General features: G+C 67.5%; 30 protein-coding genes. 14 read left to right on the plus strand and 16 right to left on the minus strand.

The window, feature by feature from the left end; genetic code table 11:
* Positions 1-58: 58 nt before the first annotated feature.
* The 3 genes from SF06_RS10525 to exbB are packed head-to-tail and all read right to left on the minus strand — an operon-like array spanning position 59 to position 2,181.
* Complete coding sequence (locus SF06_RS10525; protein ID WP_039561278.1) at positions 59-823, minus strand: energy transducer TonB; 765 nt, start codon at positions 821-823, stop codon at positions 59-61.
* Positions 820-1,248, minus strand: a complete 429-nt coding sequence (gene exbD, locus SF06_RS10530; RefSeq protein WP_027591297.1) for a TonB system transport protein ExbD — start codon at positions 1,246-1,248, stop codon at positions 820-822. The genes SF06_RS10525 and exbD overlap by 4 nt, the downstream gene beginning before the upstream one ends.
* Before the next feature lie 3 nt (positions 1,249-1,251).
* Positions 1,252-2,181, minus strand: coding sequence for a tonB-system energizer ExbB (exbB, locus tag SF06_RS10535; protein ID WP_039561279.1), 930 nt, complete (start codon positions 2,179-2,181; stop codon positions 1,252-1,254).
* 140 nt (positions 2,182-2,321) lie between these two features.
* Between exbB and SF06_RS10540 the strand changes: the two genes are divergently transcribed.
* Entirely contained in the window at positions 2,322-3,167 is an 846-nt protein-coding gene (locus tag SF06_RS10540) for an NAD-dependent epimerase/dehydratase family protein (RefSeq protein ID WP_039561281.1), read from the plus strand.
* Positions 3,168-3,226: 59 nt separating this feature from the next.
* Here SF06_RS10540 and SF06_RS10545 read toward each other — a convergent pair whose 3' ends face one another.
* The 5 genes from SF06_RS10545 to SF06_RS10565 all read right to left on the minus strand — a co-directional run bounded on the left by SF06_RS10545 (position 3,227) and on the right by SF06_RS10565 (position 7,733).
* Positions 3,227-3,607 (minus strand): RidA family protein, encoded by a 381-nt coding sequence (locus tag SF06_RS10545; RefSeq protein ID WP_039561283.1) that lies wholly within the window; start codon positions 3,605-3,607, stop codon positions 3,227-3,229.
* A 62-nt stretch (positions 3,608-3,669) separates the two neighbouring features.
* Entirely contained in the window at positions 3,670-5,796 is a 2,127-nt protein-coding gene (spoT, locus tag SF06_RS10550) for a bifunctional GTP diphosphokinase/guanosine-3',5'-bis pyrophosphate 3'-pyrophosphohydrolase (protein ID WP_027591301.1), read from the minus strand.
* Between the two features lie 68 nt (positions 5,797-5,864).
* Positions 5,865-6,131 carry a DNA-directed RNA polymerase subunit omega gene (gene rpoZ, locus SF06_RS10555; protein ID WP_027591302.1) on the minus strand — a complete coding sequence of 89 codons (267 nt, stop codon included), beginning with the start codon at positions 6,129-6,131 and terminating at the stop codon, positions 5,865-5,867.
* 107 nt (positions 6,132-6,238) lie between these two features.
* Entirely contained in the window at positions 6,239-6,859 is a 621-nt protein-coding gene (gmk, locus tag SF06_RS10560; protein ID WP_027591303.1) for a guanylate kinase, read from the minus strand.
* 10 nt (positions 6,860-6,869) lie between these two features.
* Positions 6,870-7,733, minus strand: a complete 864-nt coding sequence (locus tag SF06_RS10565) for a YicC/YloC family endoribonuclease (protein ID WP_027591304.1) — start codon at positions 7,731-7,733, stop codon at positions 6,870-6,872.
* 138 nt (positions 7,734-7,871) lie between these two features.
* On the opposite strand from SF06_RS10565, the gene rph reads away from it, so the two are divergent.
* From rph to SF06_RS10600, 7 genes are all read left to right on the plus strand, one after another.
* Complete coding sequence (rph, locus tag SF06_RS10570; protein ID WP_039561285.1) at positions 7,872-8,594, plus strand: ribonuclease PH; 723 nt, start codon at positions 7,872-7,874, stop codon at positions 8,592-8,594.
* 6 nt (positions 8,595-8,600) lie between these two features.
* Positions 8,601-8,972: a DUF4870 domain-containing protein gene (locus SF06_RS10575; RefSeq protein ID WP_039561287.1), complete on the plus strand. Its 372-nt coding sequence runs from the start codon at positions 8,601-8,603 to the stop codon at positions 8,970-8,972.
* Between the two features lie 265 nt (positions 8,973-9,237).
* The gene (cydP, locus tag SF06_RS10580) at positions 9,238-9,423 is read left to right on the plus strand and encodes a cytochrome oxidase putative small subunit CydP (RefSeq protein WP_039561288.1); all 186 of its coding nucleotides are present in this window, start codon (positions 9,238-9,240) and stop codon (positions 9,421-9,423) included.
* 32 nt (positions 9,424-9,455) lie between these two features.
* The gene (locus tag SF06_RS10585; protein WP_039561290.1) at positions 9,456-11,030 is read left to right on the plus strand and encodes a cytochrome ubiquinol oxidase subunit I; all 1,575 of its coding nucleotides are present in this window, start codon (positions 9,456-9,458) and stop codon (positions 11,028-11,030) included.
* 10 nt (positions 11,031-11,040) lie between these two features.
* Positions 11,041-12,186 carry a cytochrome d ubiquinol oxidase subunit II gene (gene cydB, locus SF06_RS10590; RefSeq protein ID WP_039561294.1) on the plus strand — a complete coding sequence of 382 codons (1,146 nt, stop codon included), beginning with the start codon at positions 11,041-11,043 and terminating at the stop codon, positions 12,184-12,186.
* Between the two features lie 67 nt (positions 12,187-12,253).
* Positions 12,254-12,370, plus strand: coding sequence for a cytochrome bd-I oxidase subunit CydX (gene cydX, locus SF06_RS17835; RefSeq protein ID WP_027591310.1), 117 nt, complete (start codon positions 12,254-12,256; stop codon positions 12,368-12,370).
* Positions 12,360-12,653, plus strand: coding sequence for a cyd operon YbgE family protein (locus SF06_RS10600; RefSeq protein ID WP_052199784.1), 294 nt, complete (start codon positions 12,360-12,362; stop codon positions 12,651-12,653). Before cydX ends, SF06_RS10600 begins: the two co-directional genes overlap by 11 nt.
* 28 nt (positions 12,654-12,681) lie before the next feature.
* Here the strand turns inward: SF06_RS10600 and SF06_RS10605 are convergent, their stop codons facing one another.
* Entirely contained in the window at positions 12,682-13,320 is a 639-nt protein-coding gene (locus SF06_RS10605; protein WP_039561296.1) for a peroxiredoxin, read from the minus strand.
* Between the two features lie 212 nt (positions 13,321-13,532).
* On the opposite strand from SF06_RS10605, the gene xpt reads away from it, so the two are divergent.
* Entirely contained in the window at positions 13,533-14,105 is a 573-nt protein-coding gene (gene xpt / locus SF06_RS10610; protein WP_027591313.1) for a xanthine phosphoribosyltransferase, read from the plus strand.
* Positions 14,106-14,272: 167 nt separating this feature from the next.
* Here xpt and SF06_RS10615 read toward each other — a convergent pair whose 3' ends face one another.
* The 4 genes from SF06_RS10615 to SF06_RS10630 all read right to left on the minus strand — a co-directional run bounded on the left by SF06_RS10615 (position 14,273) and on the right by SF06_RS10630 (position 17,219).
* On the minus strand, positions 14,273-14,695 hold the full coding sequence (locus SF06_RS10615) for a c-type cytochrome (RefSeq protein ID WP_027591314.1): 423 nt from the start codon (positions 14,693-14,695) through the stop codon (positions 14,273-14,275).
* A gap of 155 nt (positions 14,696-14,850) precedes the next feature.
* Entirely contained in the window at positions 14,851-15,399 is a 549-nt protein-coding gene (locus SF06_RS10620; protein ID WP_027591315.1) for a cupin domain-containing protein, read from the minus strand.
* A 115-nt stretch (positions 15,400-15,514) separates the two neighbouring features.
* Positions 15,515-15,871: a RidA family protein gene (locus SF06_RS10625; RefSeq protein WP_039561298.1), complete on the minus strand. Its 357-nt coding sequence runs from the start codon at positions 15,869-15,871 to the stop codon at positions 15,515-15,517.
* 46 nt (positions 15,872-15,917) lie between these two features.
* The gene (locus SF06_RS10630) at positions 15,918-17,219 is read right to left on the minus strand and encodes a D-amino acid dehydrogenase (RefSeq protein WP_039561300.1); all 1,302 of its coding nucleotides are present in this window, start codon (positions 17,217-17,219) and stop codon (positions 15,918-15,920) included.
* Positions 17,220-17,353: 134 nt separating this feature from the next.
* On the opposite strand from SF06_RS10630, the gene SF06_RS10635 reads away from it, so the two are divergent.
* The gene (locus tag SF06_RS10635; protein WP_027591898.1) at positions 17,354-17,842 is read left to right on the plus strand and encodes an Lrp/AsnC ligand binding domain-containing protein; all 489 of its coding nucleotides are present in this window, start codon (positions 17,354-17,356) and stop codon (positions 17,840-17,842) included.
* A gap of 73 nt (positions 17,843-17,915) precedes the next feature.
* A complete protein-coding gene (locus SF06_RS10640; RefSeq protein ID WP_039561302.1) occupies positions 17,916-19,214 on the plus strand; it encodes an NAD(P)/FAD-dependent oxidoreductase in 1,299 nt (432 codons plus the stop codon).
* Positions 19,215-19,217: 3 nt separating this feature from the next.
* Here the strand turns inward: SF06_RS10640 and SF06_RS10645 are convergent, their stop codons facing one another.
* Positions 19,218-20,543 carry a tetratricopeptide repeat protein gene (locus tag SF06_RS10645; RefSeq protein WP_039561304.1) on the minus strand — a complete coding sequence of 442 codons (1,326 nt, stop codon included), beginning with the start codon at positions 20,541-20,543 and terminating at the stop codon, positions 19,218-19,220.
* Between the two features lie 150 nt (positions 20,544-20,693).
* Here SF06_RS10645 and SF06_RS10650 point away from each other — a divergent pair, with 150 nt between their 5' ends.
* Both SF06_RS10650 and SF06_RS10655 read left to right on the plus strand, forming a co-directional pair.
* Complete coding sequence (locus SF06_RS10650; RefSeq protein WP_039561306.1) at positions 20,694-21,653, plus strand: AraC family transcriptional regulator; 960 nt, start codon at positions 20,694-20,696, stop codon at positions 21,651-21,653.
* A gap of 29 nt (positions 21,654-21,682) precedes the next feature.
* The gene (locus SF06_RS10655; RefSeq protein ID WP_039561308.1) at positions 21,683-23,221 is read left to right on the plus strand and encodes a phospholipase D family protein; all 1,539 of its coding nucleotides are present in this window, start codon (positions 21,683-21,685) and stop codon (positions 23,219-23,221) included.
* Positions 23,222-23,383: 162 nt separating this feature from the next.
* On the opposite strand, the gene SF06_RS10660 is transcribed toward SF06_RS10655, so the two are convergent.
* Entirely contained in the window at positions 23,384-24,874 is a 1,491-nt protein-coding gene (locus tag SF06_RS10660) for an aldehyde dehydrogenase (RefSeq protein WP_027590188.1), read from the minus strand.
* A gap of 201 nt (positions 24,875-25,075) precedes the next feature.
* Between SF06_RS10660 and SF06_RS10665 the strand changes: the two genes are divergently transcribed.
* The gene (locus SF06_RS10665; protein ID WP_039561310.1) at positions 25,076-26,266 is read left to right on the plus strand and encodes an alpha-hydroxy acid oxidase; all 1,191 of its coding nucleotides are present in this window, start codon (positions 25,076-25,078) and stop codon (positions 26,264-26,266) included.
* A 204-nt stretch (positions 26,267-26,470) separates the two neighbouring features.
* On the opposite strand, the gene rpmG is transcribed toward SF06_RS10665, so the two are convergent.
* A complete protein-coding gene (rpmG, locus tag SF06_RS10670) occupies positions 26,471-26,626 on the minus strand; it encodes a 50S ribosomal protein L33 (RefSeq protein ID WP_003464575.1) in 156 nt (51 codons plus the stop codon).
* Positions 26,627-26,632 lie beyond the last annotated feature (6 nt).

Here is a 26,632-nt window from a genome sequence, read left to right on the forward strand (position 1 = left end):
CAAGCATAGCGGCTGCCTTGCATGGAACCAAGAGACGCCCGCCAATGGACTGCGACCCTTAGCCGCGCTCCAGCGAGTAGACGAACGGCGCGATCACTTCCAGGCTGCCATTCTTCAGCAACTCCGCGGGCGGCGCGGGCAGCGGCTGGGCACGCCGGATCATCTGCAGCGTGGCGCGATCCAGCGAACGGCTGCCGGAACCGGCAAGCACCTGGTGGTCGAGCACCCGGCCGCGACCGTCGATGACCATGCGCACCTTCACCGTGCCTTCCTGACCGCGCTGGCGCGCATCGTGCGGGTAGCGCTTGTGACGGTTCAGGTGCCCGAGCAGCAGGCTTTCCCAGGTGGGCTGACCCTGCGCGACCTGACTACTGGCCGACTGGGCGGCTGAGGCTTCCGGCGCGCGCGCCTGCTGGCTGGGCTGGGCGGGGGGCACGTCCTCGGCCGGCTTCGGTTCAGGCGTGGGCTCCGGTTTGGGTTCCGGCTTCGGCTCGGGCTTCTTCGGCTTGGGCGGCTTCGGCCTGGGCTTGGGTTTCGGCGGCGGCGGTGGCGGCAGCTCGATTTCCGGCTCCGGCGCCTCGACGCGCTTGGGCTGCTCGATTTCAGGTTCGGGCTCGGGCTCCGGCTGGGGTTCCGGTTGCGGCGGGCTCGGCGTGGGCGCCTCGGGCAACGGCGCCAGCTCCAGCATCATGGCCGGCGCCGGCATGGCGGCCAGCGGCGCCGCCTGGGGTTGCCAGAGCAGCGCGAAGGCAAGGCCGAAGTGCACCAGCAGCACGATCAGCAGGCTGAGAACCCAGCGGTCGAAGCTGTGCGACTCGCTCATTGCGCGCCAACCGTCTCCAGGCCGACCAGACCGATCTTCAGATAGCCGGCACTGCGCAGGCCATCGATGATCTCCATGAGGTTGCCGTACTCCAGCGCGGTGTCGCCGCGTACGAAGATGGTGGTGCCCTTGTCACCCTCGGTGGCCAGGTCCAGCACCGACCCCAGGCGCTCCAGAGTCACCTGCTCGTTGCCCACGTACAGGCTGTTGTCTTCCTTGATGCTCAGGTAGATCGGCTTGTCCGGGCGCTTGGCCGGTTTGGCGCTGGAGGCCGGCAGGTCCAGCTTCACGTCCACGGTGGCCAGGGGCGCCGCCACCATGAAGATGATCAGCAGCACAAGCATGACGTCGATGAACGGGGTGACGTTGATCTCGCTGTTCTCCGCCAGATCGTCGCCGCCACCTTCCTTCAGCTGCATGCCCATGGCTCAGCCTACCTTCACCACGTGGGGCACCTGGCGCTCGCCGGCGGCCTGGTGATCCAGGTCACGGCTGACCAGCAGCAATACTTCGGCAGCGGCATCGCCCAGCTGTGCCCGGAAACCGGAAATGGCACGGGCGAAGATGTTGTAGAGCACCACCGCCGGAATCGCTGCGACCAGGCCGATGGCGGTGGCCAGCAGCGCCTCGGCGATACCGGGCGCCACCACGGCGAGGTTGGTGGTCTGGCTCTTGGCGATGCCGATGAAGCTGTTCATGATCCCCCAGACGGTGCCGAACAGGCCGACAAAGGGCGACACCGAGCCGACCGAGGCCAGCACACCGGTACCCTGCGACATCTGCCGGCCGCTGGCGGCCACCAGACGGTCGAGGCGAAAGCCCACGCGTTCCTTGATGCCTTCCTTGTCGGCCTTGCCGGACAGTTCCAGTTCATGGCGCGCCTCCTCGACCAATTGGTCGGTAAGACTGAGCGGGACGCGCGGCTGCTCTGCAGCCTGCTTCAGGTTGCGCGCGGTCTTGAGCGTGCTCAGCTCCACGCGCAGACGCCGCTTGGCACGGCCAAGCTCCAGCCCCTTGGCTAGCGCGATGGTCCAGGTGATCACCGAGGCCAGCACCAGGCCGATCATCACCGCCTTGACCACCCAGTCGGCGGCCTGATACATGCCCCAGGGTGACAGGTCATGGCTGAGGCCATGCTCGACCTCGACCGGCTGGGGCGGCGTCGCCTCGCCTGCGGCAGGGCTCGCGGGATTCGTGTTGTCTTGCGGCCCGCCGGCGCTGGCGGGCCCTTCGCTGGCGACCGCTTGCTCGGCCGGGGGAGTGGGCGCCGGCGTCTGTGCCTGCACGGTTGGCACCAGCAGGCAGCCGACCAGCAAGGCAGCGAAAAGGGACTGAGCGCGAGTGGCGGTTCTGTTCATGAGGCCTGACCTGAACTGAAAGCGAAACCCTGCCATGAGGCAGCAGCAAAAACGGCCGAGATTATTGCAATTAATTCTCGTTAATTCAAAGTGGATTGTCGTTCACCTGACAATCGCATCGCCTTGATGGGACTCATCCAATGCCCGAATTTCCCCGCCTTCTGATCGCCGGTTGCGGCGACCTGGGCTGCCGTACCGGCTCCACGCTCGCCGCCCAGGGCTGGTCTGTACAGGGACTGCGACGACAGGTCGCAGGACTGCCGCCGTCCATCCACCCGCTCGCGGGGGATCTGGCCCAGGCGCAGTGTCCGGCCGGCTGGCCCGCACAGGCACCGGACTACCTGCTGTATGCCGCGGCGGCCGACCGCTCCGATGAGCCGGCCTACCGCGCCGCCTATGTCGACGGCTTGCGCCATGTGCTGGGCTGGCTGACGGAGCATGGCCAGCGACCGCGACGCCTGCTGTTCGTCTCCAGCACGGCGGTGTACGGGCAGCACAGCGGCGAATGGGTGGACGAGGCATCCCCCTGCGAGCCACAGGGCTTCACCGGACGCGTCCTGCTGGAGGCCGAGCGGCTGGCGCTGAGCAGCGGCATTCCGGCCAGCGTGGTGCGCCTGGCCGGCCTGTATGAGGGCACCAGCCGCTGGCTGGTCGATCAGTTGCGCGCCGGCCTGACGCCTACGGCAGAGCCACCGTTGTACAGCAACCGCATTCACCGCGACGATGCCGCCGCGCTGCTGGCCTACCTGGCGCAGGCTGATGCGCACGGGGAACGGCTGGAGACGATCTACCTCGGCGTGGATGACGAACCGGCGCCGCTGCATGAGGTGGCGGAGTGGCTGCGCGCGCGGTTCGACATCAATACGCCGCCCGGCGCGCCGATGCAGCGCCGCGCCGGCAGCAAGCGCTGCAGCAATGCGCGCGCGCGCAGCCTGGGCTGGGCGCCGCGCTATCCGAGCTATCGGGAGGGGTATGGGGAATCGTAGGCTGGACAACGTTTTGCTTGTCCACCGAGCCGCCGTTTCGGCGGCCGCAACAACGCCGATCAGCCAATCACCATCACGCCGTCCATTTCCACCAGCGAGCCGCGCGGCAGGCTGTTGATGCCGATGGCGGCGCGGGCCGGATAAGGCTGCTGGAAGTAGCGGCTCATCACCTCGTTGACGGTGGCGAAGTTGCCCAGATCGGTCAGGTAGATGTTCAGCTTGACGATATCGTTCAGCGAACCGCCGGCCGCTTCGGCCACCGCCTTGAGGTTCTCGAACACGCGCACGGCCTGGGCCTCGAAGCCTTCGACCAGCTGCATGCTGGCCGGATCAAGCGGGATCTGCCCGGACAGGTACACGGTGTTGCCGGCCTTGATGGCCTGGGAATAGGTGCCGATGGCGGCGGGCGCCTTATCGGTGCTGATCACGGTCTTGCTCATGGAGGGCTCCCTGAAGAAAACGGCCACCGAGGATCAGCGGCCACGAAGACAAAGTTGAGGCGTCAGGCGCGCACGCGGGTGATGCGCGACACGCCCATCAGCACACGCAGCTTCTTGATGACCCGCGCCAGATGCACGCGGTCGCGGACGCTGACCACCATCTGCACCACGCTGAGCCGGCCGTCGCGCTCGTCCATGCTGATCTTCTCGATGTTGGCGTCGGCGGCGGTGACGCTGCCGGCCAGCAGAGCGATCAGGCCGCGCTGGTGCTCCAGCTCGACGCGCAGCTCGACATTGAATTCGCCGCTCACCTCCCGCGACCAGGTCAGGGGCACACACTTCTCGGGATTGGTGCGGATTTCGGCGATGTTCCGGCAACCATCCAGGTGCACCACCATGCCCTTGCCGGCCGACAGATGGCCAACGATCGGGTCGCCCGGGATCGGCGTGCAGCACTTGGCGTAACTCAGCACCAGGCCTTCGGTACCGCGGATCGCCAGAGGACCCTCGCTGTCCGGCGCCTGCGCGGCCAGCTCCATTTCCTCGCTGCCTTCCATCAGCTGGCGCGCCACCACCAGCGCCATGCGATTGCCGAGGCCGACATCTTCCAGCAGGTCCTCGAACTCGCTGAGCTTGTACTCCACCAGCACCGCCTGGATACGCTGCGCGGGGATATGCTCCAGATCGGTTTCGAAGCTGGCCAGCGCCTTGTTCAGCAGCCGCTCGCCGAGGCTGACCGACTCCGAATGGCGACGCTGCTTGAGGGCGTGACGGATGTGGGTGCGCGCCTTGCCACTGACCACGAAGTTCAGCCAGGCCGGATTCGGCCGGGCGCTGGGGGCGGTGACAATCTCCACCGTTTCGCCGCTTTCCAGCGGCTGCGAGAGCGGCGCCAGGCGCCGGTTGATGCGGCAGGCAATGCAGGTGTTGCCCACGTCGGTGTGCACCGCATAGGCGAAGTCAACCGCCGTGGCGCCGCGCGGCAGCTCCATGATGCGACCCTTGGGCGTGAACACGTAGACCTCGTCCGGGAACAGGTCGATTTTCACGCTCTCGATGAATTCCAGCGAATTGCCGGCGCGCTGCTGCAGTTCGAGGATGCCCTTGACCCATTGGCGCGCGCGGGCATGGCTGCTGCGCGGCGAGTCGTCGCCACTGGACTTGTACAGCCAGTGCGCGGCGATGCCGTTGTTGGCCATGTCCTCCATTTCCTGGGTGCGGATCTGGATCTCGATGGGCACGCCGTGCATGCCGAACAGCGTGGTGTGCAGCGACTGGTAGCCGTTGGCCTTGGGAATCGCGATGTAGTCCTTGAAGCGCCCGGGCAGCGGCTTGTACAGGCTGTGCACGGCGCCCAGCACCCGGTAGCAGGTGTCGACCTTGTCGACCACGATGCGGAACGCGTACACGTCCATGATGTCGGCGAACGCCTTGCGCTTGCCGCGCATCTTCTTGTAGATGCTGAACAGGTGTTTCTCGCGGCCGCTGACCTGGCCGGGCAGCCCCTCGCGCTCCAGGCAGTGCTGGAGCGACTCCTCGATCTTGGCGACGATTTCCTTGCGGTTGCCGCGCGCACCGCGCACCGCCGCGCGAATGCGCTCGCAGCGCATCGGATGCATCGCCCGGAACCCCAGGTCCTCGAATTCCACGCGCATGTTGTGCATGCCCAGCCGGTTGGCGATGGGCGCGTAGATTTCCAGGGTTTCACGGGCGATGCGCCGGCTCTTCTCCGGCGGCATGGCATCCAGGGTACGCATGTTGTGCAGGCGGTCGGCCAACTTGACCAGGATGACGCGGATGTCGCGGGCCATGGCCAGGGCCATCTTCTGGAAGTTCTCGGCCTGGGCTTCGGCCTTGTTCTCGAACTTCATCTGGGTCAGCTTGCTGACCCCGTCCACCAGCTCGGCGACGGTTTCGCCGAACTGCGAGCTGATGGCTTCCTTGGCGATGCCGGTATCCTCGATCACGTCGTGCAGCATGGCGGCCATCAGGCTCTGATGGTCCATGTGCATTTCGGCCAGGATGTTGGCCACCGCCAGCGGGTGGGTGACGTAGGCTTCGCCACTGCGCCGGCGCTGGCCGTCGTGGGCCTGCTCGGCGTAATAGTAGGCTCGCCGGACCAGATTGACCTGGTCCGCCGCCAGATAGGACGAGATGCGATCAGCGAGGGCGTCGAGATTACCAGCCATGGCGGCACCTCCTGCCGACAGCATACTCCATCGGCAGCAGCGGCTGCGAACGACCTCGCGCACGCATCTTACAGGGCCTCGTCTTTGGCCTCTTCCTCGAACGCGGCGAAGATCGGTTCTTCCTCGATCAGCTCTTCCTGGGCGATGACGTCGTAGTCCACCAGTCCGCTGGCGATTTCGCGCAGGGCAACCACGGTGGGCTTGTCGTTTTCCCAGGCGACCTTCGGTTCCTTGCCGCCGGTAGCCAGCTGACGGGAGCGCTTGGTTGCCAGCATGACCAGTTCGAAGCGGTTATCGACGTTTTCCAGGCAGTCTTCAACGGTAACGCGGGCCATGGTGTTCCTCTGAGTAGCGTGGGGGCCGTGCCCGGGCTGGGCGAGCGGACCCGGTAGTCTAAAGAAGGCGCGGGGCCAGCGGCAAGCGCCGGCCCGACGGACGCCCGTCAGCCCAGCAGCGCGTCGAGCAGCGCCAGGTGGCGTTGCTGCTGGCGCTGCTGGCGCAGCTGGTTGGCACGGAAGACGGCCTTCAGGTCATCCAGCGCGTGGGCAAAATCGTCGTTGATCACCAGGTAGTCGTATTCGACGTAGTGGCTCATCTCGCTGACCGCCTCACGCATGCGCCGCTCGATCACCTCGTCGCTGTCCTGGCCCCGATTGGTCAGGCGCTGGCGCAGGGCCTGCTGGGTCGGCGGCAGAATGAAGATGGAACGGGCGTCGGGCATCAGGCGGCGAACCTGCTGAGCGCCCTGCCAGTCGATTTCCAGGATCAGATCGAAGCCCTCGGCCAGGGTGTGTTCGACCCAGCGCTGCGAGGTGCCATACAGGTTGCCGAACACCTCGGCATGCTCGAGGAACTCATCCTGCTCCAGCATGCCCAGGAAGCGTTCGCGCTCGACGAAGTGGTAGTTCACCCCGTCCACTTCGCCCGGGCGCATGGCGCGGGTGGTGTGCGAAACCGACACGCGCACCTGCGGCATGCTGTCGATCAGGGCCTTGACCAGGCTGGTCTTGCCGGCCCCGGAGGGCGCGGAAACGATGTAGAGGGTACCGCTGCTGGCGCTCATGTCGTTCTCGTTACTCGATGTTCTGCACTTGTTCGCGCATCTGTTCAATCAGCACTTTGAGATTCACTGCCGCCTGGGTGCTGCGCGGGTCGTAGGCCTTGGAGCCCAGGGTGTTGGCCTCGCGGTTGAGCTCCTGCATCAGGAAGTCCAGACGCCGGCCGGCGGCGCCGCCGGACCTGAGCACGCGGCGCACCTCGCCGACATGGGTGTTCAGCCGGTCCAGCTCCTCGGCCACGTCACTCTTCTGCGCCAGCATCACCAGCTCCTGCTCCAGGCGCTGGCCGTCCGCCTCCAGCTTCAGCTCGGCGAAGCGGTCGAGGATCTTCTGGCGCTGCAGGCCGAGCATCTGCGGCACCTGCTCGCGCAGCGTGGCGACTTCGGCGCGGATGGCATCCAGACGCTCCTCCAGCAGGCGCGCCAGCTCGGCGCCTTCCCGCGCGCGGCCTTCGCGCAGCTGGGCCAGTGCCTCGCCGAACAGCTCCAGCGCGGCGGCATTCAGCGCCTGCGGATCGGTGGCGTCACCGACCAGCACGCCCGGCCAGCCCAGCACTTCCAACGGATTGATCGAGGCGGGCTGGCGAATCAGCGCGGCCACCTCCTCGGCGGCGGTGATCAGCTGCGCGGCGCGCTCGCGGTCGACCTGCAGCGACTGGCCGCTGCCGGCTTCGGTGAAGCGCAGGGTGCATTCCACCTTGCCACGCGACAGGCCCTGGCGCAGCGCCTCGCGCACCGGGCCTTCCAGGTCGCGGAAGGCATCCGGCAGGCGCAGATGCGGTTCCAGATAGCGGTGGTTGACCGAACGCAGCTCCCAGCTCAGGGTGCCATAGGCCCCCGCGCGCTCGCTGCGGGCGAAGGCGGTCATGCTGTGCACCATGGGCTTACCTCTCGGGGGTCGGGTTGCGAAAGGGGCGGAATTGTAGCGCAGTGCGACCACATCGCCCACGGCGAGACTGTCTTCGCTGCGTCAGACACCTATAATGCCGGCTGATTTCATTCCCAGCAGGACGTACCCATGAAGCGACCCAGCGGCCGCGCCGCCACCGAGCTGCGCGCGATTCGCCTCACCCGCCACTACACCAAGCACGCCGAGGGCTCGGTGCTGGTGGAGTTCGGCGACACCAAGGTCATCTGTACGGTGAGCGTCGAAAGCGGCGTGCCGCGCTTCCTCAAGGGCCAGGGCCAGGGCTGGCTGACCGCCGAGTACGGCATGCTGCCGCGTGCGACCGGTGAGCGCACCCAGCGCGAAGCCAGCCGTGGCAAGCAGGGCGGTCGCACCCTGGAGATCCAGCGCCTGATCGGTCGCTCGCTGCGCGCGGCGCTGGACATGGGCAAGCTGGGCGAAAACACCCTGTACGTCGACTGCGACGTGATCCAGGCCGACGGCGGCACCCGCACCGCCTCGATCACCGGCGCCATGGTGGCGCTGGTCGACGCCCTGGCCGCCATGAAGAAGCGCGGCCAGCTCAAGCAGGACCCGCTCAAGCAGATGGTCGCCGCCGTCTCCGTGGGTATCTACCAGGGCGAGCCGGTGCTCGACCTGGACTATCTGGAGGATTCCGCCGCCGAGACCGACCTCAACGTGGTGATGACCAGCGCCGGCGGCTTCATCGAAGTGCAGGGCACCGCCGAGGGCGAGCCGTTCCAGCCCGAGGAACTGAGCGCCATGCTGGCACTGGCCCGCGACGGCCTGCACGAACTGTTCGCCCTGCAGCGCGTCGCCCTGGAAACCGAGTAAGCCATCATGCATGACGACCAGTCCCTGATTCCGCCACCCGGCCCGGACGCCCGCCGCTGGGCGATGCTCTGCCATTACGCGGCGTTCGCCTGGTTCCTGGCGCCGATGATCGGCAACGTGATCGGGCCGCTGATCGTCTGGCAACTGAAGAAGGACCTCGACCCCTTCGTCGACCAGCAGGGCAAGGAAGCGCTGAATTTCCAGATCACGGTCAGCGTGGCCTTCATGATCTGCGGGCTGCTGGCCTGGATTCTGATCGGCTTTCCGCTGATGGTGCTGGTCGGCGTGTTTGCGCTGGTCGTCACCATCATCGCCGGTATCAAGGCCAACGACGGGGCGGCCTACCGTTATCCACTCTGTTGGCGATTGGTGAAGTGAACCGAAGGCCCCGTGAATGCGGGGCCTTCTACTTTCCGCTTGCCAGATACCAGAGCGCTGCACGCCGTCGCGCTGCGACCAAATGCCCCGCCCGCCCCCAACACATACCCCCAGGAGTACAATCCGCTCCGTATACCGTTTCGCCTGTGCACCTGCTTCGATGCGATGCATGGACGAGCCAACGCCTGCAACCGGAACCCCGGATCTGACTCGCCGAGCCAGGGTTCGCCGTACCCCGGTGGCAAGCCGTTTCAGGAGCTCCGTCATGTCGCAACCCTCTCCGCAATCCCCCTGGCAAACCCGGCTGGTTCGCGAGATCGGCATCATCCTGCTGATCAAGCTGGCCATCCTGCTCACCCTCAAGGCGGTCTGGTTCACTGAACCCACCGTGCCGGTCAATGGCAGCGAGCGCGTCAGCGAACGTCTGTTCGGCCCCGCAACGCAGCCGTAATTCCTTTCCGTCCCACCCGAGGAGGCGCCGAGATGATCTCGGAAACCGTCGTCGACCTGTCGCGTCTGCAATTTGCCATGACCGCGATGTACCACTTTCTGTTCGTGCCCCTGACCCTGGGGCTGGCCTTCCTGCTGGCCATCATGGAGTCGGTCTATGTGATGACCGGCAAGCAGGTCTACAAGGACATGGTGAAGTTCTGGGGCAAGCTGTTCGGCATCAACTTCGCCCTGGGCGTCACCACCGGCCTGACCATGGAATTCCAGTTCGGCACCAACTGGGCCTACTACAGCCACTACGTGGGTGACATCTTCGGCGCGCCACTGGCCATCGAGGGGCTGATGGCGTTCTTCCTCGAATCGACCTTCATCGGCTTGTTCTTCTTCGGCTGGGACCGCCTCTCCAAGGTGCAGCACCTGGCTGTCACCTGGCTGGTGGCGCTGGGTTCCAACCTGTCGGCGCTGTGGATCCTGATCGCCAACAGCTGGATGCAGAACCCGGTCGGCTCGGAGTTCAACTTCGAGACCATGCGCATGGAGCTGGTGGATTTCGGCGCCCTGCTGTTCAACCCGGTGGCGCAGGTCAAGTTCGTGCACACCGTGTCGGCCGGCTACGTCACCGGCGCGATCTTCGTGCTGGCGATCTCCAGCTGGTACCTGCTGAAGAAGCGCGACCTCGGCTTCGCCCGCCGTTCGTTCGCCATCGCCGCGGTGTTCGGCCTGGCTGCGTCGCTGTCGGTGATCATTCTTGGCGATGAATCCGGCTACGAAATCGGCGACGTGCAGAAGACCAAGCTGGCCGCCATCGAGGCCGAATGGGACACCCACCCGGCGCCAGCCAGCTTCACCCTGTTCGGCCTGCCCAACCAGGAGGAGATGCGCACCGACTACGCGGTGAAGATCCCCTACGCGCTGGGGCTGATCGCCACCCGCTCGCTGGACGAGGAGGTCAAGGGCATCAAGGACCTGATCGCCGAGCACGAGGGGCGCATTCGCAACGGCATGACCGCCTATGCGCGGCTCGAGGCGCTGCGCGCCGGTGACAAGTCGCCGGAAGCCATCGCCGCCTTCAACGAGGTCAAGCAGGACCTGGGCTACGGCCTGCTGCTGAAGAAGTACACCGCCAACGTGGTGGACGCGAGCGAGGAGCAGATCAAGCTGGCCGCGCTGGACACCATCCCGCATGTGCCCAGCCTGTTCTGGACCTTCCGGATCATGGTCGCCTCCGGCTTCCTGATGCTGCTGCTGTTCGTGCTGGCCAGTTGGGCGTCGGTCAAGCGCAACGCCGAGGACAAGCCGTGGCTGCTGCGCTTCGCCCTGCTGGCCCTGCCGCTGCCGTGGATCGCCGCGCAGACCGGCTGGTACGTGGCCGAGCACGGCCGCCAGCCCTGGTCGATCGGCGAGGTGCTGCCCACCCACCTGTCGGCCTCCAGCCTGTCCAGCGGCGACGTCTGGGGTTCGCTGGTCGCGCTGATTGCCTTCTACAGCCTGCTGCTGGTGATCGAGATGTACCTGATGATCAAGTTCGCCCGTCTCGGCCCGTCCAGCCTGCACACCGGCCGCTACCACTTCGAGCGTCTGGCCGCCGCCCAAGCGGCCAAGGCCTGAGGAGATTGCCATGTTCGATTACGAAACCCTGAAACTGCTCTGGTGGGTGCTGATCGGCGTGCTGCTGATCGGCTTCGCCCTCACCGACGGCTTCGACATGGGCGCCATGGCGCTGATGCCCTTCGTTGGCAAGACCGACAACGAGCGGCGCGCGGCGATCAACACCATCGCCCCCCACTGGGATGGCAACCAGGTGTGGTTCATCACTGCCGGCGGCGCGCTGTTCGCTGCCTGGCCGATGGTCTACGCGGTGGCCTTCTCCGGGCTGTACTGGGCGATGCTGCTGGTGCTGTTCGCGCTGTTCTGCCGGCCGGTCGGCTTCGACTACCGCAGCAAGCTGGAGAATCAGAAGTGGCGCAACGCCTGGGACTGGGCGCTGTTCACCGGCGGCGCGGTACCGGCGCTGCTGTTCGGCGTGGCCTTCGGCAACCTGTTCCTCGGCCTGCCCTTCCGCCTCGACGAGTTGATGCGCTCCAGCTATGAAGGCTCGTTCTTCGGCCTGCTGCACCCGTTCGCCCTGCTCGCCGGCCTGGTCAGCCTGAGCATGCTCTGCGCCCACGGCGGCGCCTGGCTGATGCTGCGCACCGACGCCGAGCTGCACCAGCGTTCGCGCCTGGCCACCCGCCTCTGCGCCCTGCTGTTCCTGCTGACCTTCGGCGGCGCCGGCCTGTGGCTGATCCTCGGCGGCCTGCCGGGCATGCGCCTGGCCGGCGGCTTCGCCGACCTGGGCCTGGCGCTCAATCCGCTGCACAAACAGGTGGTCATGGATAACAGCGGCTGGCTGGCCAACTACGCCCAGTACCCGCTGACCCGCGTCGCCCCGCTGCTCGGCCTGGCCGGCGGCCTGCTGGCGCTGCTCGGCGCGCAGTTCAACCGTGGCGGCGTGGCCTTCCTGGGCAGCAGCCTGGCGATCGTCGGCACCCTCTGCACCGCCGGCTTCGCGCTGTTCCCCTTCGTGTTCCCGTCGAGCATCGATCCGGCCTCGAGCCTGACGCTCTGGGACGCGGTTTCCAGCCAGAAGACCCTGGGCATCATGCTGGTGGTGGCCGCCCTCTTCGTGCCGCTGATCCTGCTCTACACCCTGTGGTGCTACATCCGCATGTGGGGCCGCGTGACCAGCCAGACCATCGACGCCAACCCGCACGGCCTGTACTGAAACCCGGCGGCCGGAGCCGTGCGCACCGGCCGCCAGACGCGCCCGCTCAGGGCCAAGGAGAACGAACATGTGGTATTTCGCCTGGATTCTCGGCGTACTGCTGGCGTGCAGCTTCGGCATCATCAATGCCCTGTGGCTGGAAACCACCCAGAACCTCGACGAGGAAACCGTCGGTGGCGAGTGACACCCGCCCCTGGTTGCGACGCGGCGCCAGCCGCGCCGCCTCCCTGCTGCTGGCCTCGCCGCTGGCGCTGCTGCTGCTGATCCACCCGGCGGCCATGCTGGATGCCGAAGGCGGCTACAGCCACAGCCTGCTGATGCTGGTGATGTGGGGCATCTCCAGCGGTTTCATCCACGGCGTCGGCTTCGATCCGCATAGCCGCCTGTGGCGCACGCTGTTCCATCCGCTGGGCGGCTGGCTGCTGATGGGGCTGGGTTACCTGATCCTCTGGCAGGCGCAGGGCTGAGAACAGCGCTGCGCCACCGGAAGGCCGACTACTTGTTGGGCTGCGGGGTCAGACGCAGGTACGGACGCACCGCGCGATAGCCCTTGGGGAAGCGCTCGCGGAGCTCGGTCTCGTCCTTCAGGGACGGCACGATCACCACCTCGTCACCGTCCTGCCAGTTGGCCGGGGTGGCCACCTTGTAGTTGTCGGTGAGCTGCAGCGAATCCACCACGCGCAGAATCTCGTGAAAGTTGCGACCGGTGCTGGCCGGGTAGGTGATGGTCAGGCGCACCTTCTTGTTCGGGTCGATGACGAACAGCGAGCGCACCGTCAGGGTGTCGCTGGCGTTCGGGTGGATCAGGTCGTACAGCTCGGATACAGCGCGGTCGGCGTCGGCCAGGATCGGGAAGTTCACCCGGGTGTTCTGGGTCTCGTTGATGTCATCGATCCACCGGATGTGGGAATCCACCGGGTCCACCGACAGGGCGATGGCCTTGACGTTGCGCTTGGCGAATTCGTCCTGCAGCTTGGCGGTGAAGCCCAGTTCGGTGGTGCACACCGGAGTGAAGTCGGCCGGGTGGGAGAACAGGATGCCCCAGCTGTCGCCCAGCCACTCGTGAAAGCGGATGCGGCCGATGCTGGATTCCTGTTCGAAGTCGGGGGCGATGTCGCCGAGGCGGATGCTCATGGTTGCAACTCCTGGGGGTCGTGAGGAAGTGCGATCCAATCTGCCGCCGCGTGACGAAAAAGAAAAAGAATAAATAAAAATTTATTTATTCAAATAAGGAATAAGCGGACATTCCGTCCAAAAAAAACAGACCGGCTGAAGTCCGGGCCGCTTTTGGCGCGACGGGGAATCAGCGAGAATGCGCGGCTTTCTCGCGAAGCCGGAGTCCCTCCGTGGAACTGTTGAAACAAAAGATCCGCACCGCCGGTGTGGTGTTGTCCGATCAGGTACTGAAGGTCGATACCTTCCTGAATCATCAGATCGACCCGCTGCTGATGCATCAGATCGGCCAGGAATTCGCCCGGCGTTTCCGCGACGCCGGCGTCACCCGGATCCTGACCCTGGAAAGCTCCGGCATCGCGCCCGCGGTGATGGCTGGCCTGGAGCTGGGCGTGCCGGTGGTCTTCGCCCGCAAGCACCGCTCCCTGATCCTCAAGGACGATCTGCTGACCGCCCAGGTGTATTCGTTCACCAAGCAGGTGGAGAGCACCATCGCCGTCGCCGCGCGCTACCTGAGCCCGAGCGACCGCGTGCTGGTGATCGACGACTTCCTCGCCAACGGCCAGGCGGCCAAGGGGCTGGTGTCGATCATCCAGCAGGCCGGGGCCAGCGTCGCCGGCCTGGGCATCGTCATCGAAAAGTCCTTCCAGCCCGGTCGCGCCGAACTTGAAGGCATGGGCCTGCGCATCGAGTCTCTGGCGCGTATCCAGTCGCTGGAAGGTGGCCAGGTGACGTTCATCGATTAAGCGACCCCGAACGGCGGCCGGAACGACGCCGACCGCCATAGGACTGCGTCGCTCACACGCAGGGTGGACAGCGCTTTCCCTGTCCACCATTGCCGCCGCCACGGCGGCCTGCGTCCCGCAAACGAAAAAGCCGCCCTCGGGCGGCTTTTTCGTGCAGGAAGCTCGGCTTACAGGCCGGACATTTCCTGAATGGCAGCGCGCATCTCGTCATCGGAGCAGTCGCTGCAGGTGCCCTTCGGCGGCATGGCATTCAGGCCGGCGATGGCGCTCTTCACCAGACCGTCCAGACCACCCTTGGCATCGGCACGGGCCTTCCAGGCGGCGGTGTCATGGTTCTTCGGCGAGTTCAGCAGGCCGGTGCCATGGCACGCGTTGCAGAATTTGGCGACCACGTCGGCGCCACTGCGTGCGGCACCACCAGCGGCGGCGGCAACGGCACCCACGCCCTTGCACTCCTGACCCTGGATGCAGACTTCGCCCACCGGCTTCAGACGCTCGGCGATCGCTTCATTGGTCGTAGCCTGAGCGCTCACCGCCCACAGGGCCAATACGGCAGCGTTGGCCACCAGAATCTTCTTAGTCCAGTTCACCTTACACCCTCATCGTGGCTAGAAACGCTCGCGGCCACGGTTCGCGAGCGGGCGACAGTATAACGGCAAGGCCGACCCGCCGAAACAACCCCGCGGCCAATGCAGGGTTGCGGCATTGCGTCGCACAGCCCGCGGCGTCGCGGGCCTTGCGGGCTTCAGAAGTTCGCCGGCGTGGTGGCGCTGATCAGCCGGGCGGGTACTTCATAGGGATTGCGGAAACGGTGCGGCTGGTTGCTCTGGAAGTAGTAGCTGTCGCCACATTCCAGCACGTACACCTCGTCGCCCACCGTGAGTTCCAGGCGACCGGCGACCAGCACGCCGGCTTCCTCGCCTTCGTGGTAGAGCATTTCCTCGCCGGTGTCGCTGTTCGGCGGGTAGGTCTCGTCGAGCATGGACAGGGCGCGGTTGGGGAAGGCCTTGCCGATCAGGCGCATGGCGACCGAGCCGCCGCCGATGTCCATCAGCTCGTCGGCCTTGTAGACCACCTGGGTGCGGTTTTCTTCCTGCAGGTCCAGCGAGAAGAATTCCACCAGCGACATCGGAATGCCCGACAGCACCTTTTTCAGCGAACTGATGGAGGGGCTGACACTGTTCTTCTCGATCATCGAGATGGTGCTGTTGGTCACCCCGGCGCGCTTGGCCAGCTCACGCTGGGAAAGACCCTTCATCTTGCGAATGGATTGCAGTCGAACACCGACGTCCAATGACAGGTTCCTCCTCCGGAACGGGACGGGCAAAAAGTGCGCGGTATCATGGCAACAGTGTTCAGTATTTACAACAGCCGTTGCGTGCGCCCGTCGCCGTGAAGTCCGGACGACGCTAGCCCGCCTGCGCAGCGACGATCTGGATCTCCACCCGCACCTCCGGGGCATACAGGCGGGCCTGCACCGTGGCGCGCGCCGGCGCGGCGCCCGGAGCGACCCAGGCGTCCCATTCGGCGTTCATGCCGGCGTAGTCGGCGTCGATATCGCGCAGATAGAGGGTGGCGGACAGGATGCGGGTCTTGTCGCTGCCGGCCTCGGTCAGCAGGCGGTCAATGGCGGCGAGGGTCTCGCGGGTCTGCTGGCGGATGTCGCCGGACAGGTCATCGGCCAGTTGGCCGGACAGGTACACCACGCCGTTATGGATAACCGCCTCGCTGTAACGCGAGGCGACGTGCAGACGCTCAATGGACATGACCGGGCTCCGGTGCGGGGAAGTCGGCGCAGTCTAGCGGAACCGTTCAGTGCGCCGACAGCGGCTCGCCAGTGCCGGAGGCCCGTGAGCCACCACCGGTGTAGCGGAATAGATCCAGCCCGTCGGTACGGATCTGCGGCCGCTTGCGGGCCAGCAGGTCAGCCAGCAGCCGCCCGGAGCCGCAGGCCATGGTCCAGCCGAGGGTGCCATGTCCGGTGTTGAGAAACAGATTGCCCAGCGGCGTGGCGCCGACCAGGGGCGTGCCGTCCGGGGTGGCCGGACGCAGGCCGGTCCAGAACTCGGCCCGCGCCAGCTCGCCGGCGTGCGGGTAGAGATCGTGGGTGACCATCTCCAGGGTTTGCCGCCGGCGCGGGTTCAGCCGCAGGTCATAGCCGGCGATCTCGGCCATGCCGCCGACCCGCATGCGCTGGTCGAAGCGCGTGATGGCGATCTTGTAGGTCTCGTCGAGGATGGTCGAGGCAGGGGCTGCGTCCGGATTGCTGATCGGCACCGTCAGTGAGTAGCCCTTGAGCGGGTAGACCGGCAGGCGGATGCCCAGCGGCGCGAGCAGTTGCGGACTGTAGCTGCCCAGCGCCAGCACATAGCGGTCGGCGGTCTCCAGGCGGCCATCGATCCAGGCGCCGGTGATGCGCCCGCCTTGCTGCTCGAAGCGCTGCAGCGAGCACCCGAAACGGAACTCCACCCCCAGGCCGCGCGCCAGCTCGGCCAGCCGCGAGGTGAACAGCTGGCAGTCGCCGGTCTGATCGTTGGGCAGGCGCAGGGCGCCGGCCAGCCGATCAGTCACCGTCGCCAGCGCCGGTTCGACGCGGGCGATGCCGGTGCGGTCGAGCAGTTCGTAGGGCACGCCGCTGCGTTCCAGCACGGCGATGTCCTTGGCCGCCGCGTCCAGCTGCGCCTGGCTGCGAAACAGCTGGGTAGTGCCCAGCTGGCGCCCTTCGTAGGCGATGCCGGTTTCGGCGCGCAGCTCGTCCAGGCAATCGCGGCTGTACTCGGCCAGGCGCACCATGCGCTCCTTGTTGACCGCGTAACGCGCAGCCGTGCAGTTGCGCAGCATGCGCGCCATCCACAGGTACTGGGCCGGGTCGGCGGTGAAGCGGATCGCCAGCGGCGCGTGGCGCTGGAACAGCCACTTGATGGCCTTGAGCGGCACGCCGGGCGCGGCCCAGGGCGCGGCATAGCCGGGTGACACCTGGCCGGCGTTGGCGTAGCTGGTTTCCAGCGCGGGCCCGGGCTGGCGGTCGACCACCACCACCTCGAAGCCCTCACGGGCCAGATAGTAGGCACTCGCCGTGCCGATGACACCGCCACCCAGTACCAGTACGCGCATCGCGACCTCCCCGCTGTTGGAGCCCACTTGTGATGAGCCGAGTCTACGAATTGCTGGCTGGTGTTATTCACCATTTAGCGAACTATATTGGCGATAAACCTTCAGCCAATCCGCTTCACACAGGAAGATTCACTATGCGCAGCGAACACCAGGTGCGTCGTGAACTGGACAAGATCGACCGTCACATCCTGCGCATCCTGCAGGAGGAGGGGCGGATTTCCTTCACCGAGCTGGGCGAGCGGGTCGGTCTGTCCACCACGCCCTGCACCGAGCGGGTGCGGCGCATGGAGCGCGAAGGGGTGATCCTCGGCTACAGCGCGCGGCTCAATCCCCACACGCTCAAGGCCGGTCTGCTGGTATTCGTGGAAATCAACCTGGCCTACAAGTCCGGGGACATCTTCGAGGAATTCCGCCGCGCCGTGCTCAAGCTGCCGCAGGTGCTGGAGTGCCACCTGGTGTCCGGCGACTTCGACTACCTGATCAAGGCGCGCATCTCGGAAATGGCCTCCTACCGCAAGCTGCTCGGCGACATCCTGCTCAAGCTGCCCCATGTGCGCGAATCCAAGAGCTACATCGTCATGGAGGAGCTGAAAGAAACCCTGCAACTGCCGGTTCCGGGATAACAGCTTGTCGGCGAGCCGGCGTGGCGACTACCCTGCGTAAAAATTCCCGCACAGCCGCCACGGAATTCCGCACATGAGCGCCGCGCCGCCACACTTGCACGCCCCGTCCTACTACGCCGCCAGCCGCAACCGCTCGCTGGAATTCCCCACCCTGCAAGGCGGCCAGCGCGCCGATGTGTGCATCGTCGGCGGCGGCTTCAGCGGTCTGAACACCGCGCTGGAACTGGCCGAGCGCGGCCTGTCGGTGATCCTCCTGGAGGCCCGGCAGATCGGCTGGGGCGCCAGCGGCCGCAATGGCGGCCAGCTCATTCGCGGCCTGGGCCACGACCTGCAACGCTTCGCCCCCCAACTCGGCGCCGACGGCGTGCGCGAACTCAAGCGCATGGGGCTGGAGGCGGTGCAGCTGGTGCGCCGGCGCATCGAACGCCACGCCATCGACTGCGACCTGACCTGGGGTTATTGCGACCTGGCCAACACGCCCGCGCATCTGGAGGACTTCGCCGCCGAACGCGAGGATCTGCTCGCCCTCGGCTACCCGCACGAGCTGCGCCTGCTCGACGCGGCGGAGCTGCCGCAAGTGATCGACTCCCAACGCTACGTGGGCGGCATGATCGACCGGGGCTCGGGCCACCTGCACCCCCTCAACCTGGCGCTGGGCGAGGCGGCCGCAGCCGCGCAGCTCGGCGTGCGCCTGTTCGAGCAGTCGCCGGTCACCCGCCTGGACTACGGCGCCCGGGTGCGTGTGCACACGCCGCATGGCCAGGTGGAAGCCGACAGCCTGGTGCTGGCCGGCAACGCCTACCTGGGCGACCTGGAGCCGACCCTGGGCGGCAAGGTGCTGCCCGCCGGCAGCTACATCATCGCCACCGAGCCGCTGGGCGAAGCGCGCGCCCGCCAGCTGATCCCGCAGAACATGGCGCTGTGCGACCAGCGCGTGGCGCTGGATTATTTTCGTCTGTCCGCCGATCACCGCCTGCTGTTCGGCGGTGCCTGCCACTATTCCGGCCGCGACCCGCGAGACATCGCCGCCTACATGCGGCCCAAGATGCTCAAGGTGTTCCCGCAGCTGGCCGACGTGCGCATCGACTTCCAGTGGGGCGGCATGATCGGCATCGGCGCCAACCGCCTGCCGCAGATCGGCCGCCTGCCGGGGCGGGACAACGTCTACTTCGCCCAGGCCTACTCCGGCCACGGCCTGAACGCCACCCACCTGGCCGGCAAGCTGCTGGCCGAAGCCATCGCCGGCCAGCAGGGCGGCGGCTTCGACCTGTTCGCCCGGGTGCCGCACCTGACGTTCCCCGGCGGCCGTCACCTGCGCTCGCCCCTGCTGGCGCTGGGCATGCTCTGGTATCGCCTGAAGGAACTGCTGTAACGGCTATGCCGCACGCGCCGGGGCCAGGCGCAGCGCCAGCCGGCGGGTCTGCGGGCTGTCCGGGCGCAGCTGCAGCCGCTCGTTGACCAGCGCCCGCGCCAGGGCCTCCTGTCCGCTGCGGCGCGCCGCCTCCAGCAAGGTCAGATCGAGCAGGTCGCGCTGCGCGTGGCTGCCGCCGAAGCGCTGGGCGATCAGGCGCAACGGGCGCAGCAGACGCACGCACTCGGCATACTCGCCGCTGGCGAAAGCCTGGATGGCCTGGCACAGCGGCTGGCCCACCTCGGCGGTGAACTGCCGGTTGTCGCCCTCGCCGGCCAGGGCGCGCCGCTGGGCGGCGAACAACCGCTCGATGGCCGGGTCGCGACCGGCGCCGAGAAACGCCATCAGCGCGTGGGCATCGTTGAAGGCATAGTTGCCGGCATCGGCATGCGCCTCCCACAGGTCGGCCAGCGGCTGCCAGCGCGCGCCCAACTCCACGCCCAGCAGCTGCAGGCGCCAGAGCAGCGCCGAGGCATCCACCAGGTCGAGCGCCAGCGGGGAGCGGCCGCCGAAGATCGGCCCGTCGAACAGCGCCAGCACCTCGTCGATCTCTTCCCGATCCAGGTGGTAGAGCGCCAGGTGCCACCAGTTGTGCACCTGGAAGAAGCTGTCGCCGGCCCAGTACGGCACCCGCTCGCGCATCCAGGCGATGCCCTCGTCGGTGCGGTTCTGCATCTCCAGCACATGGGCCACCGCATGCTGGCCCCAGCCGTCGCGCGGCTGCAGCTCCACGGCGCGCCGCCCGGCGCGCTCGGCGCCGGCGTAGTCGGCGTTTTCCTCCAGGCCGAAGGCGTGCATGCCGAGCAGCGCGTGATAGCCCGGCATCTCCGCCTGCCACTCCGGCAGCGCCCGGGCGATGCGGTCGCGCAGCAGGCGCTGCTGCCCGGTGTAGAAGTCGATCAGATGGCCGGCCTGCAGGGCCAGGATGTCCTGCGGCCAGGCGATGCTCAGGTCCTCGAGCACCCGGCCGGCGGCGTGCCAGCGGCCGGCCAGCAGTTCGCCGAGCGCCGCCAGGTGGGCGCGCTCGCGGGCGTTGCCCGGCAGGGCGCTGGCCGCGCGGTGCGCCTCGGCGGCCACCGCCAGGCCCTGGGCTTCGGTGCCCAGCAGGTTCAGCCAGGCCTTCAGCACGTGGGCCATGAGCAGCTCCGGGCGCTGCGCCAAGGCATCGTCAAGCTCGGCCAGCGGGTCGCCGACGTAACACTGGAAGTGGGCCAGGGCGCTCTGGTAGCAGGCCAGGCTGTTGGTGTCGGCGCCGGACATCGCCAGCCCCAGGTGATCACGCATGGTCATGATGAAATCCTCATGCTAGCCGTCGTCGCGTCCGGCGCCGTCGTGCCGGGCGCGTGGGTGCTACGTTAGAAAGGAGGCCGGTGGCCGCCTATAGCCCGGCCGCCGGCATTCTTGATCCAGCCGCCGGCTGACGATGAACGTGAGGCCCCTGTGGATGCGCTGTCCCAGCTGCTCGAAGCCGTGCGCCTGTGCGCGGGTGCCTTCCTGCAGGCCGAGTTCACCGAACCCTGGAGCATCCGCGCCCAGGTCGGCCCCGAGGACTGCCCGCTGCCCGGGCAGATACCCGCCTGCCTGATGGCCTACCACTACGTGCTCGACGGTCGCCTGTGGCTCGGCCTGGACGGCCAGCCGCCGCTGGCGGTGGGCGCCGGCGAGATCATCCTGCTGCCGCGCAACCCGCCCCATGTGCTGAGCAGCGACCCACGGCTGCCGGCGCAACGTATCGAGCCGCTGGTGCAACCCGCGCTGGGCGGCGGACTGGCGCGCCTGCGCCACGGCGGCGGCGGGGCGCGCACGCGGCTGATCTGCGGCTTCATCGGCTGCGAGGTGCCGGACAACCCGCTGCTGCGCCTGCTGCCGGCCAGCCTTGGCCTGCGCGTGGCGCCGGGCACCTGGATCGACCTGTCGTTTCGCCGCGCCGTCGCGGAAGTGGCCGGCCAGCACCCCGGCTCGGCCGCCGTGCTCGCCCGCCTGGCCGAACTGCTGTTCATCGAGGCGGTGCGCAGCTATCTGGAGACCCTGCCCGAGACGCACAGCGGCTGGCTGGCCGGCCTGCGCGACCCGCAGATCGGCCGCGCCCTGGCCCTGCTGCACGGCGAACCGGGCCGACCCTGGACCACCGAGGCGCTGGCGCGCGCGGTGGGCCTGTCGCGCTCGGCGTTCGCCGCGCGTTTCACGCACCTGCTCGAACAACCGCCGATGCGCTACCTGTGCGCCTGGCGTCTGCAGCTGGCGGCCCGCCAGTTGCGTGAAGGCCGTGGGCTGGCGCGCATCGCCACCGACGTCGGCTACGGCTCGGAAGCGGCGCTCAATCGCGCCTTCCGCCACCACTTCGGTGTGCCCCCGGCCACCTGGCGTCGCCAGCACAGCGCCAATCCGCCGCTACGCTGAGAGGACCGCCCCGCCGAAAAGGAAACCCGGTGCGCCTACTCCTGCTGCTCGGCCTGCTGAGCCTGGCCGGCTGTGCCAGCCTCGCCGAACCGCCCCGCACCAGCCAGGCGCTGCAGCCCGGCGACTCGCCGCTGTCCGAGCGGCTGGCCCGGGAGGCGACCAGCCAGCCACGCGGGCATTCCGGTTTCTACCTGCTGGCCGCCAGCGACGACGCCTTTCGCGCCCGCGCCGAGCTGATCCGCGCTGCGCGCAGCAGCCTGGACCTGCAGTACTACATCTTCCACGACGGCCTGAGCACCGGCCTGCTGGTGCAGGAACTGCTGGCCGCGGCCGACCGCGGCGTGCGGGTGCGCATCCTGCTCGATGACCTGACCAGCGACGGCCGCGACTACGAGATCGCCGTGCTGGCTGCGCATCCGAACATCGAGGTGCGCGTGTTCAATCCGTTGCACGTGGGGCGCACCACCGGCCCCACGCGCCTGCTCGGCCGGCTGTTCAACCTCAACCGCCAGCACCGGCGCATGCACAACAAGCTGTGGCTGACTGACAGCAGCCTGGCCATCGTGGGCGGGCGCAACCTGGGCGACGAGTATTTCGATGCCGAGCCCTACCTGAACTTCACCGACATCGACCTGCTGGCCGGCGGCCCGGTGGCCGCGCAGCTGGCGGTGAGCTTTGACCAGTACTGGAACCACCGGCTGAGCGTGCCGCTCAAGCACTTCCTGCGCCGCGAGCCGGAGGCGCCGCAACTCGTCAAGGCGCGGAAGCGGCTGGCCAACGACATCGCCCGGGCCCGCCAGCAGGACCCGCAGCGCTACGCACGCCTGGTGGACTACCGCCACGCGCCGCAGCTGGGAAACTGGCTGAAGGCCCTCACCTGGGCCCACGGCCTGGCGTTGTGGGATGCGCCGAACAAGCTGCTGGCCCAGGCCGAGCCGGATCCCGAATGGCTGCTGATCACCCAGCTGGAGCCCCACCTGCAGGACATGCGTGAGGAGCTGCTGCTGGTGTCCTCCTATTTCATTCCGGCGCGGCAGGGGCTGCTCAACCTGAGTCAGACGGCCCGGGCCGGCGTGGATGTGCGCCTGCTGACCAATTCGCTGGAAGCCACCGATGTGCCCATCGTCCACGGCGCCTACGCGCCCTACCGGCGCAGTCTGCTCAAGGCTGGCATCCAGCTATGGGAGCTGCGGCGCCAGCCCGACGAGGAAAGCAGCTACAGCTTCGGCGGCTCGTCGGAGTCCAGCCTGCACAGCAAGGCGCTGGTCATCGACCGGCGCAAGGTGTTCATCGGCTCGTTCAACTTCGATCCGCGCTCGGTGCTGTGGAACACCGAGGTCGGGGTGCTGGTCGACAGCCCGGCGCTGGCCGAACAGGTGCGCGAGCTGTTGCTGGAGGGTATGAGCCACGGTGTGAGCTACCAGGTGGCCTTCGACGGCGACCGACTGGTCTGGCTGGCCACCGACGAGGATGGCGAGCTGAAAACATTGCGCCGCGAGCCCGGCAGCCTGTGGCGCCACCTGCACGCCTGGCTGGCGCGCCGGCTGGGGCTGGAGAAGATGCTGTAGCTGTGATTGGCGGATCGTGGGCCGGTCAGCGCCGTGCCGCCCGCCATGCCGCGCCGCGTGGCGCGCTGGGTGGATCGGTGGAGAGCGGTGCGACAGGCGTAGGGTGGACAACGCCGTTCTTGTCCACCATCGCGCCGGCACGGCGCGGCGGGGCGCGGGCTGCTACAGCTTGATCCAGGTCGCCTTCAACTCGGTGTACTTGTCGAAAGCGTGCAGCGACTTGTCTCGGCCATTGCCGGACTGCTTGAAGCCGCCGAACGGCGCGGTCATGTCGCCGCCGTCGTACTGGTTCACCCACACGCTGCCGGCGCGCAGCGCCTTGGCCACCCGATGGGCGCGCGACAGGTTGCTGGTCCATACACCCGCCGCCAGGCCATAGGGCGTGTCGTTGGCGATCCGCACCGCCTCCTCGTCGCTGTCGAAGCCGAGCACCGAGAGCACCGGCCCGAAGATTTCCTCGCGGGCGATCTTCATGGCGTTGTCCACGCCGTCGAACAGGGTCGGCGCCACGTAGGTGCCACCGCTGTCCTCCAGCAGCCGCTGGCCGCCGCATAGCAGCTTCGCGCCGTCCCGATGCCCGGCCTCGATGTAGCCGAGCACGGTTTCCATCTGCTGCTTGTCCACCAGGGCGCCGACCTTGGTGGCCGGGTCCAGCGGGTGCCCCACCTGCCAGGTCTTGAGGGCCTCCACCACCCGGGCGACAAAGTCGTCCTTGATGCTGTTTTCCACCAGCAGGCGCGAGCCGGCGGTACACACCTCGCCCTGGTTGTAGGCGATGGCGCTGGCGGCCGCCTCGGCCGCGGCCTGCAGGTCCGGCGCATCGGCAAAGACGATGTTCGGGCTCTTGCCGCCGGCCTCCAGCCAGACGCGTTTCATGTTGGACTCGCCGGCGTAGATCATCAGTTGCTTGGCGATGCGCGTGGAGCCGGTGAACACCAGGCAATCCACCTCCATGTGCAGGGCCAGCGCCTTGCCGACGGTGTGGCCATAACCGGGCAGCACGTTGAACACCCCGGAGGGAATGCCGGCCTCGACCGCCAGCTGCGCGACGCGGATCGCGGTGAGCGGCGACTTCTCCGACGGCTTGAGCACCACCGAGTTGCCGGCGGCCAGCGCCGGACCGAGCTTCCAGCAGGCCATCAGCAGCGGGAAGTTCCAGGGCACGATGGCCGCCACCACGCCGATCGGCTCGCGGGTGACCAGCCCCAGCTCGTCGTGGGGGGTGGCCGCCACCTCGTCGTAGAGCTTGTCGATCGCCTCGCCGCTCCAGCGGATCGCCCGTGCGGCGGCGGGAATGTCCACCTTCAGCGCGTCCGTGATCGGCTTGCCCATGTCCAGGGTTTCCAGCAGCGCCAGCTCCTCGCGATGCGCCTCGAGCTGTTCGGCGAAGCGGATCATCACCTGCTTGCGCTTGACCGGCGCCAGCCGCGACCAGACGCCGGACTCGAAGCGCTCGCGCGCCACCTGCACAGCCAGTTCGGCATCCGCCACCCCGCAGCTGGCCACCTGGCCGAGGCTGCGCCCGTCGATCGGGCTCTGGCAGTCGAAGGTGTCGCCCTCCACCGCCGCGCGGTAGTGGCCGTCGATGAAGGCACGCGTCTCGATGCGCAGCTCGCGGGCGCGACGCTCCCAGTCCTGGCGGGTCTGGCTCATGGCAGGTTCCTCTGAAGGGATTACGGCCTCGAACCCTACGCAGAGGGCGCGGCCTTTTCAATATTTTTGACGCAACCGTCTATGCGTGTGTTTTATCAAACGATTCAGCCTAGCCGCCCGCTTTGGCAGTAACGCCTCTGCCGACCAGCGGCACGCTCGGGTAACCTGTCGGCCGTCCGCCTTGCCGTATCAGGATCATTCATGCGCCGCTACCGCTCCGACACCCGTTTCGATCAAGCCCAGAGCATCGCCGAACTGGAACACATGGCCCGCTGTCGGCTGCCGAACTTCGCCTGGGAGTACCTGGCCGGCGGCGCCGAGGAAGAAATCACCCTGCGCCGCAACCGCCAGGCGTTTGCCGACATCGGCTTGCTCCCCTCGACGCTGATCTCCTGCGCCGAGCTGGACACCTCCCGCCCGCTGTTCGGCACCACCCGGCCGCTGCCGCTGGCCATCGGCCCGACCGGCTTCAACGGCATGCTGCACAAGGACGCCGACATCGCCCTGGCCCGCGCCGCCCGTGACAAGGGTGTGCCATTCAGCCTGAGCACCGTGTCCAGCAACTCGCTGGAGGAAGTGGCCGCCGCCGTGCCGGATGGCGAGCTGTGGTTCCAGCTCTACTGGCTCAATGACGCCGACGTACAGGAAGACCTGCTGCGCCGCGCCGAGGCCGCCGGCGTGCGCACCCTGCTGCTGACCAGCGACGCGGTGCTGATCGGCAACCGCGAGTGGGACCGACGCAACTTCGCCCGCCCGCTGCAGCTCACCTGGCGCAACAAGTTCGACGTGCTGCGCCACCCGGGCTGGATTCGCCAGGCGCTGTGGCCGCAGGGCATGCCGAAGATGGGCAACCTGCTGCCCTATCTGCCGGCGGATGCCAGCAACACCGCCGGCGCCGCGCACTTCATGGCCCACAAGATGGAGACGGGCCTCTGCTGGGACAGCCTGGCGCAACTGCGCACGCGCTGGCCGCACCGGCTGATCCTCAAGGGCGTGCAGACCGCCGCCGACGCCCGCCGCTGCGTGGCCATGGGCCTGGACGGCATCGTGGTGACCAACCATGGCGGCCGCCAACTGGATGGCGCGCCGGCGACCCTCGACTGCCTGCCGGCGATTGCCGAGGCCGTGCGCGGCCAGTTGGCCATCCTGCTGGACAGCGGCATCCGCCGCGGTAGCGACATCGCCAAGGCCTGCGCGCTGGGCGCCGACGCCGTGCTGCTCGGTCGCGCCACCCTGTTCGGCGTGGCGGTCGGCGGCCAGGCCGGCGCGGCCCACGCGCTGAACCTGCTGGAGCAGGAACTGCGCCGCGTGCTGGGGCTGGTGGGTACGCCCAGGCTGGCGGAGCTGGATCGCAGCAAGTTGCTGGCATTGCGGTCGGTACTGGCGGGCTGAACGGCCCGCCGTTGCGGCGGGTTGGTGGCCAATGCGAGGCATTGACCACCCTACGATTGCCCATGCCGTCCGTTGGCCACCGGTCGGCCGCAACGGCGGGGAGGAGTTCAACGCAGTTGGCCGCCGAAAAGGGCGCCCCTGATGCAAAAATCCCAGGCATGAAAAAGCCCGCCGAAGCGGGCTCTTTCAGCGAAAGCCGATCAATTACTTGATCTTGGCTTCCTTGTACATCACGTGCTTGCGCACAACCGGATCGAACTTCTTGATTTCGATCTTGTCGGGAGTGGTGCGCTTGTTCTTGTCGGTGGTGTAGAAGTGGCCGGTACCGGCGCTGGACACCAAACGGATCAGTTCACGCATGACAGT

The organism is Pseudomonas flexibilis (assembly GCF_000802425.1).
Taxonomy (GTDB): Bacteria; Pseudomonadota; Gammaproteobacteria; order Pseudomonadales; family Pseudomonadaceae; genus Serpens; species Serpens flexibilis.

Bases quoted from the DNA above. Each gene is read 5' to 3' on its own strand.
- gmk (WP_027591303.1), bottom strand. From the start codon at position 6,859: ATGAGCGCCAGCAGCGGTACCCTCTACATCGTTTCCGCGCCCTCCGGG.
- spoT (WP_027591301.1), bottom strand. From the start codon at position 5,796: ATGGCTGGTAATCTCGACGCCCTCGCTGATCGCATCTCGTCCTATCTG.
- SF06_RS10605 (WP_039561296.1), bottom strand. From the start codon at position 13,320: ATGAGCATCCGCCTCGGCGACATCGCCCCCGACTTCGAACAGGAATCC.
- SF06_RS10545 (WP_039561283.1), bottom strand. From the start codon at position 3,607: ATGAGCAAGACCGTGATCAGCACCGATAAGGCGCCCGCCGCCATCGGC.
- SF06_RS10525 (WP_039561278.1), bottom strand. From the start codon at position 823: ATGAGCGAGTCGCACAGCTTCGACCGCTGGGTTCTCAGCCTGCTGATC.
- rpoZ (WP_027591302.1), bottom strand. From the start codon at position 6,131: ATGGCCCGCGTTACCGTTGAAGACTGCCTGGAAAACGTCGATAACCGC.
- SF06_RS10565 (WP_027591304.1), bottom strand. From the start codon at position 7,733: ATGGTGCACAGCATGACCGCCTTCGCCCGCAGCGAGCGCGCGGGGGCC.
- cydX (WP_027591310.1), top strand. From the start codon at position 12,254: ATGTGGTATTTCGCCTGGATTCTCGGCGTACTGCTGGCGTGCAGCTTC.
- SF06_RS10585 (WP_039561290.1), top strand. From the start codon at position 9,456: ATGATCTCGGAAACCGTCGTCGACCTGTCGCGTCTGCAATTTGCCATG.
- rph (WP_039561285.1), top strand. From the start codon at position 7,872: ATGAAGCGACCCAGCGGCCGCGCCGCCACCGAGCTGCGCGCGATTCGC.
- SF06_RS10635 (WP_027591898.1), top strand. From the start codon at position 17,354: ATGCGCAGCGAACACCAGGTGCGTCGTGAACTGGACAAGATCGACCGT.
- exbB (WP_039561279.1), bottom strand. From the start codon at position 2,181: ATGAACAGAACCGCCACTCGCGCTCAGTCCCTTTTCGCTGCCTTGCTG.
- SF06_RS10540 (WP_039561281.1), top strand. From the start codon at position 2,322: ATGCCCGAATTTCCCCGCCTTCTGATCGCCGGTTGCGGCGACCTGGGC.
- exbD (WP_027591297.1), bottom strand. From the start codon at position 1,248: ATGGGCATGCAGCTGAAGGAAGGTGGCGGCGACGATCTGGCGGAGAAC.
- cydP (WP_039561288.1), top strand. From the start codon at position 9,238: ATGTCGCAACCCTCTCCGCAATCCCCCTGGCAAACCCGGCTGGTTCGC.
- SF06_RS10630 (WP_039561300.1), bottom strand. From the start codon at position 17,219: ATGCGCGTACTGGTACTGGGTGGCGGTGTCATCGGCACGGCGAGTGCC.
- SF06_RS10665 (WP_039561310.1), top strand. From the start codon at position 25,076: ATGCGCCGCTACCGCTCCGACACCCGTTTCGATCAAGCCCAGAGCATC.
- SF06_RS10640 (WP_039561302.1), top strand. From the start codon at position 17,916: ATGAGCGCCGCGCCGCCACACTTGCACGCCCCGTCCTACTACGCCGCC.
- SF06_RS10625 (WP_039561298.1), bottom strand. From the start codon at position 15,871: ATGTCCATTGAGCGTCTGCACGTCGCCTCGCGTTACAGCGAGGCGGTT.
- rpmG (WP_003464575.1), bottom strand. From the start codon at position 26,626: ATGCGTGAACTGATCCGTTTGGTGTCCAGCGCCGGTACCGGCCACTTC.
- SF06_RS10575 (WP_039561287.1), top strand. From the start codon at position 8,601: ATGCATGACGACCAGTCCCTGATTCCGCCACCCGGCCCGGACGCCCGC.
- cydB (WP_039561294.1), top strand. From the start codon at position 11,041: ATGTTCGATTACGAAACCCTGAAACTGCTCTGGTGGGTGCTGATCGGC.
- SF06_RS10645 (WP_039561304.1), bottom strand. From the start codon at position 20,543: ATGACCATGCGTGATCACCTGGGGCTGGCGATGTCCGGCGCCGACACC.
- SF06_RS10660 (WP_027590188.1), bottom strand. From the start codon at position 24,874: ATGAGCCAGACCCGCCAGGACTGGGAGCGTCGCGCCCGCGAGCTGCGC.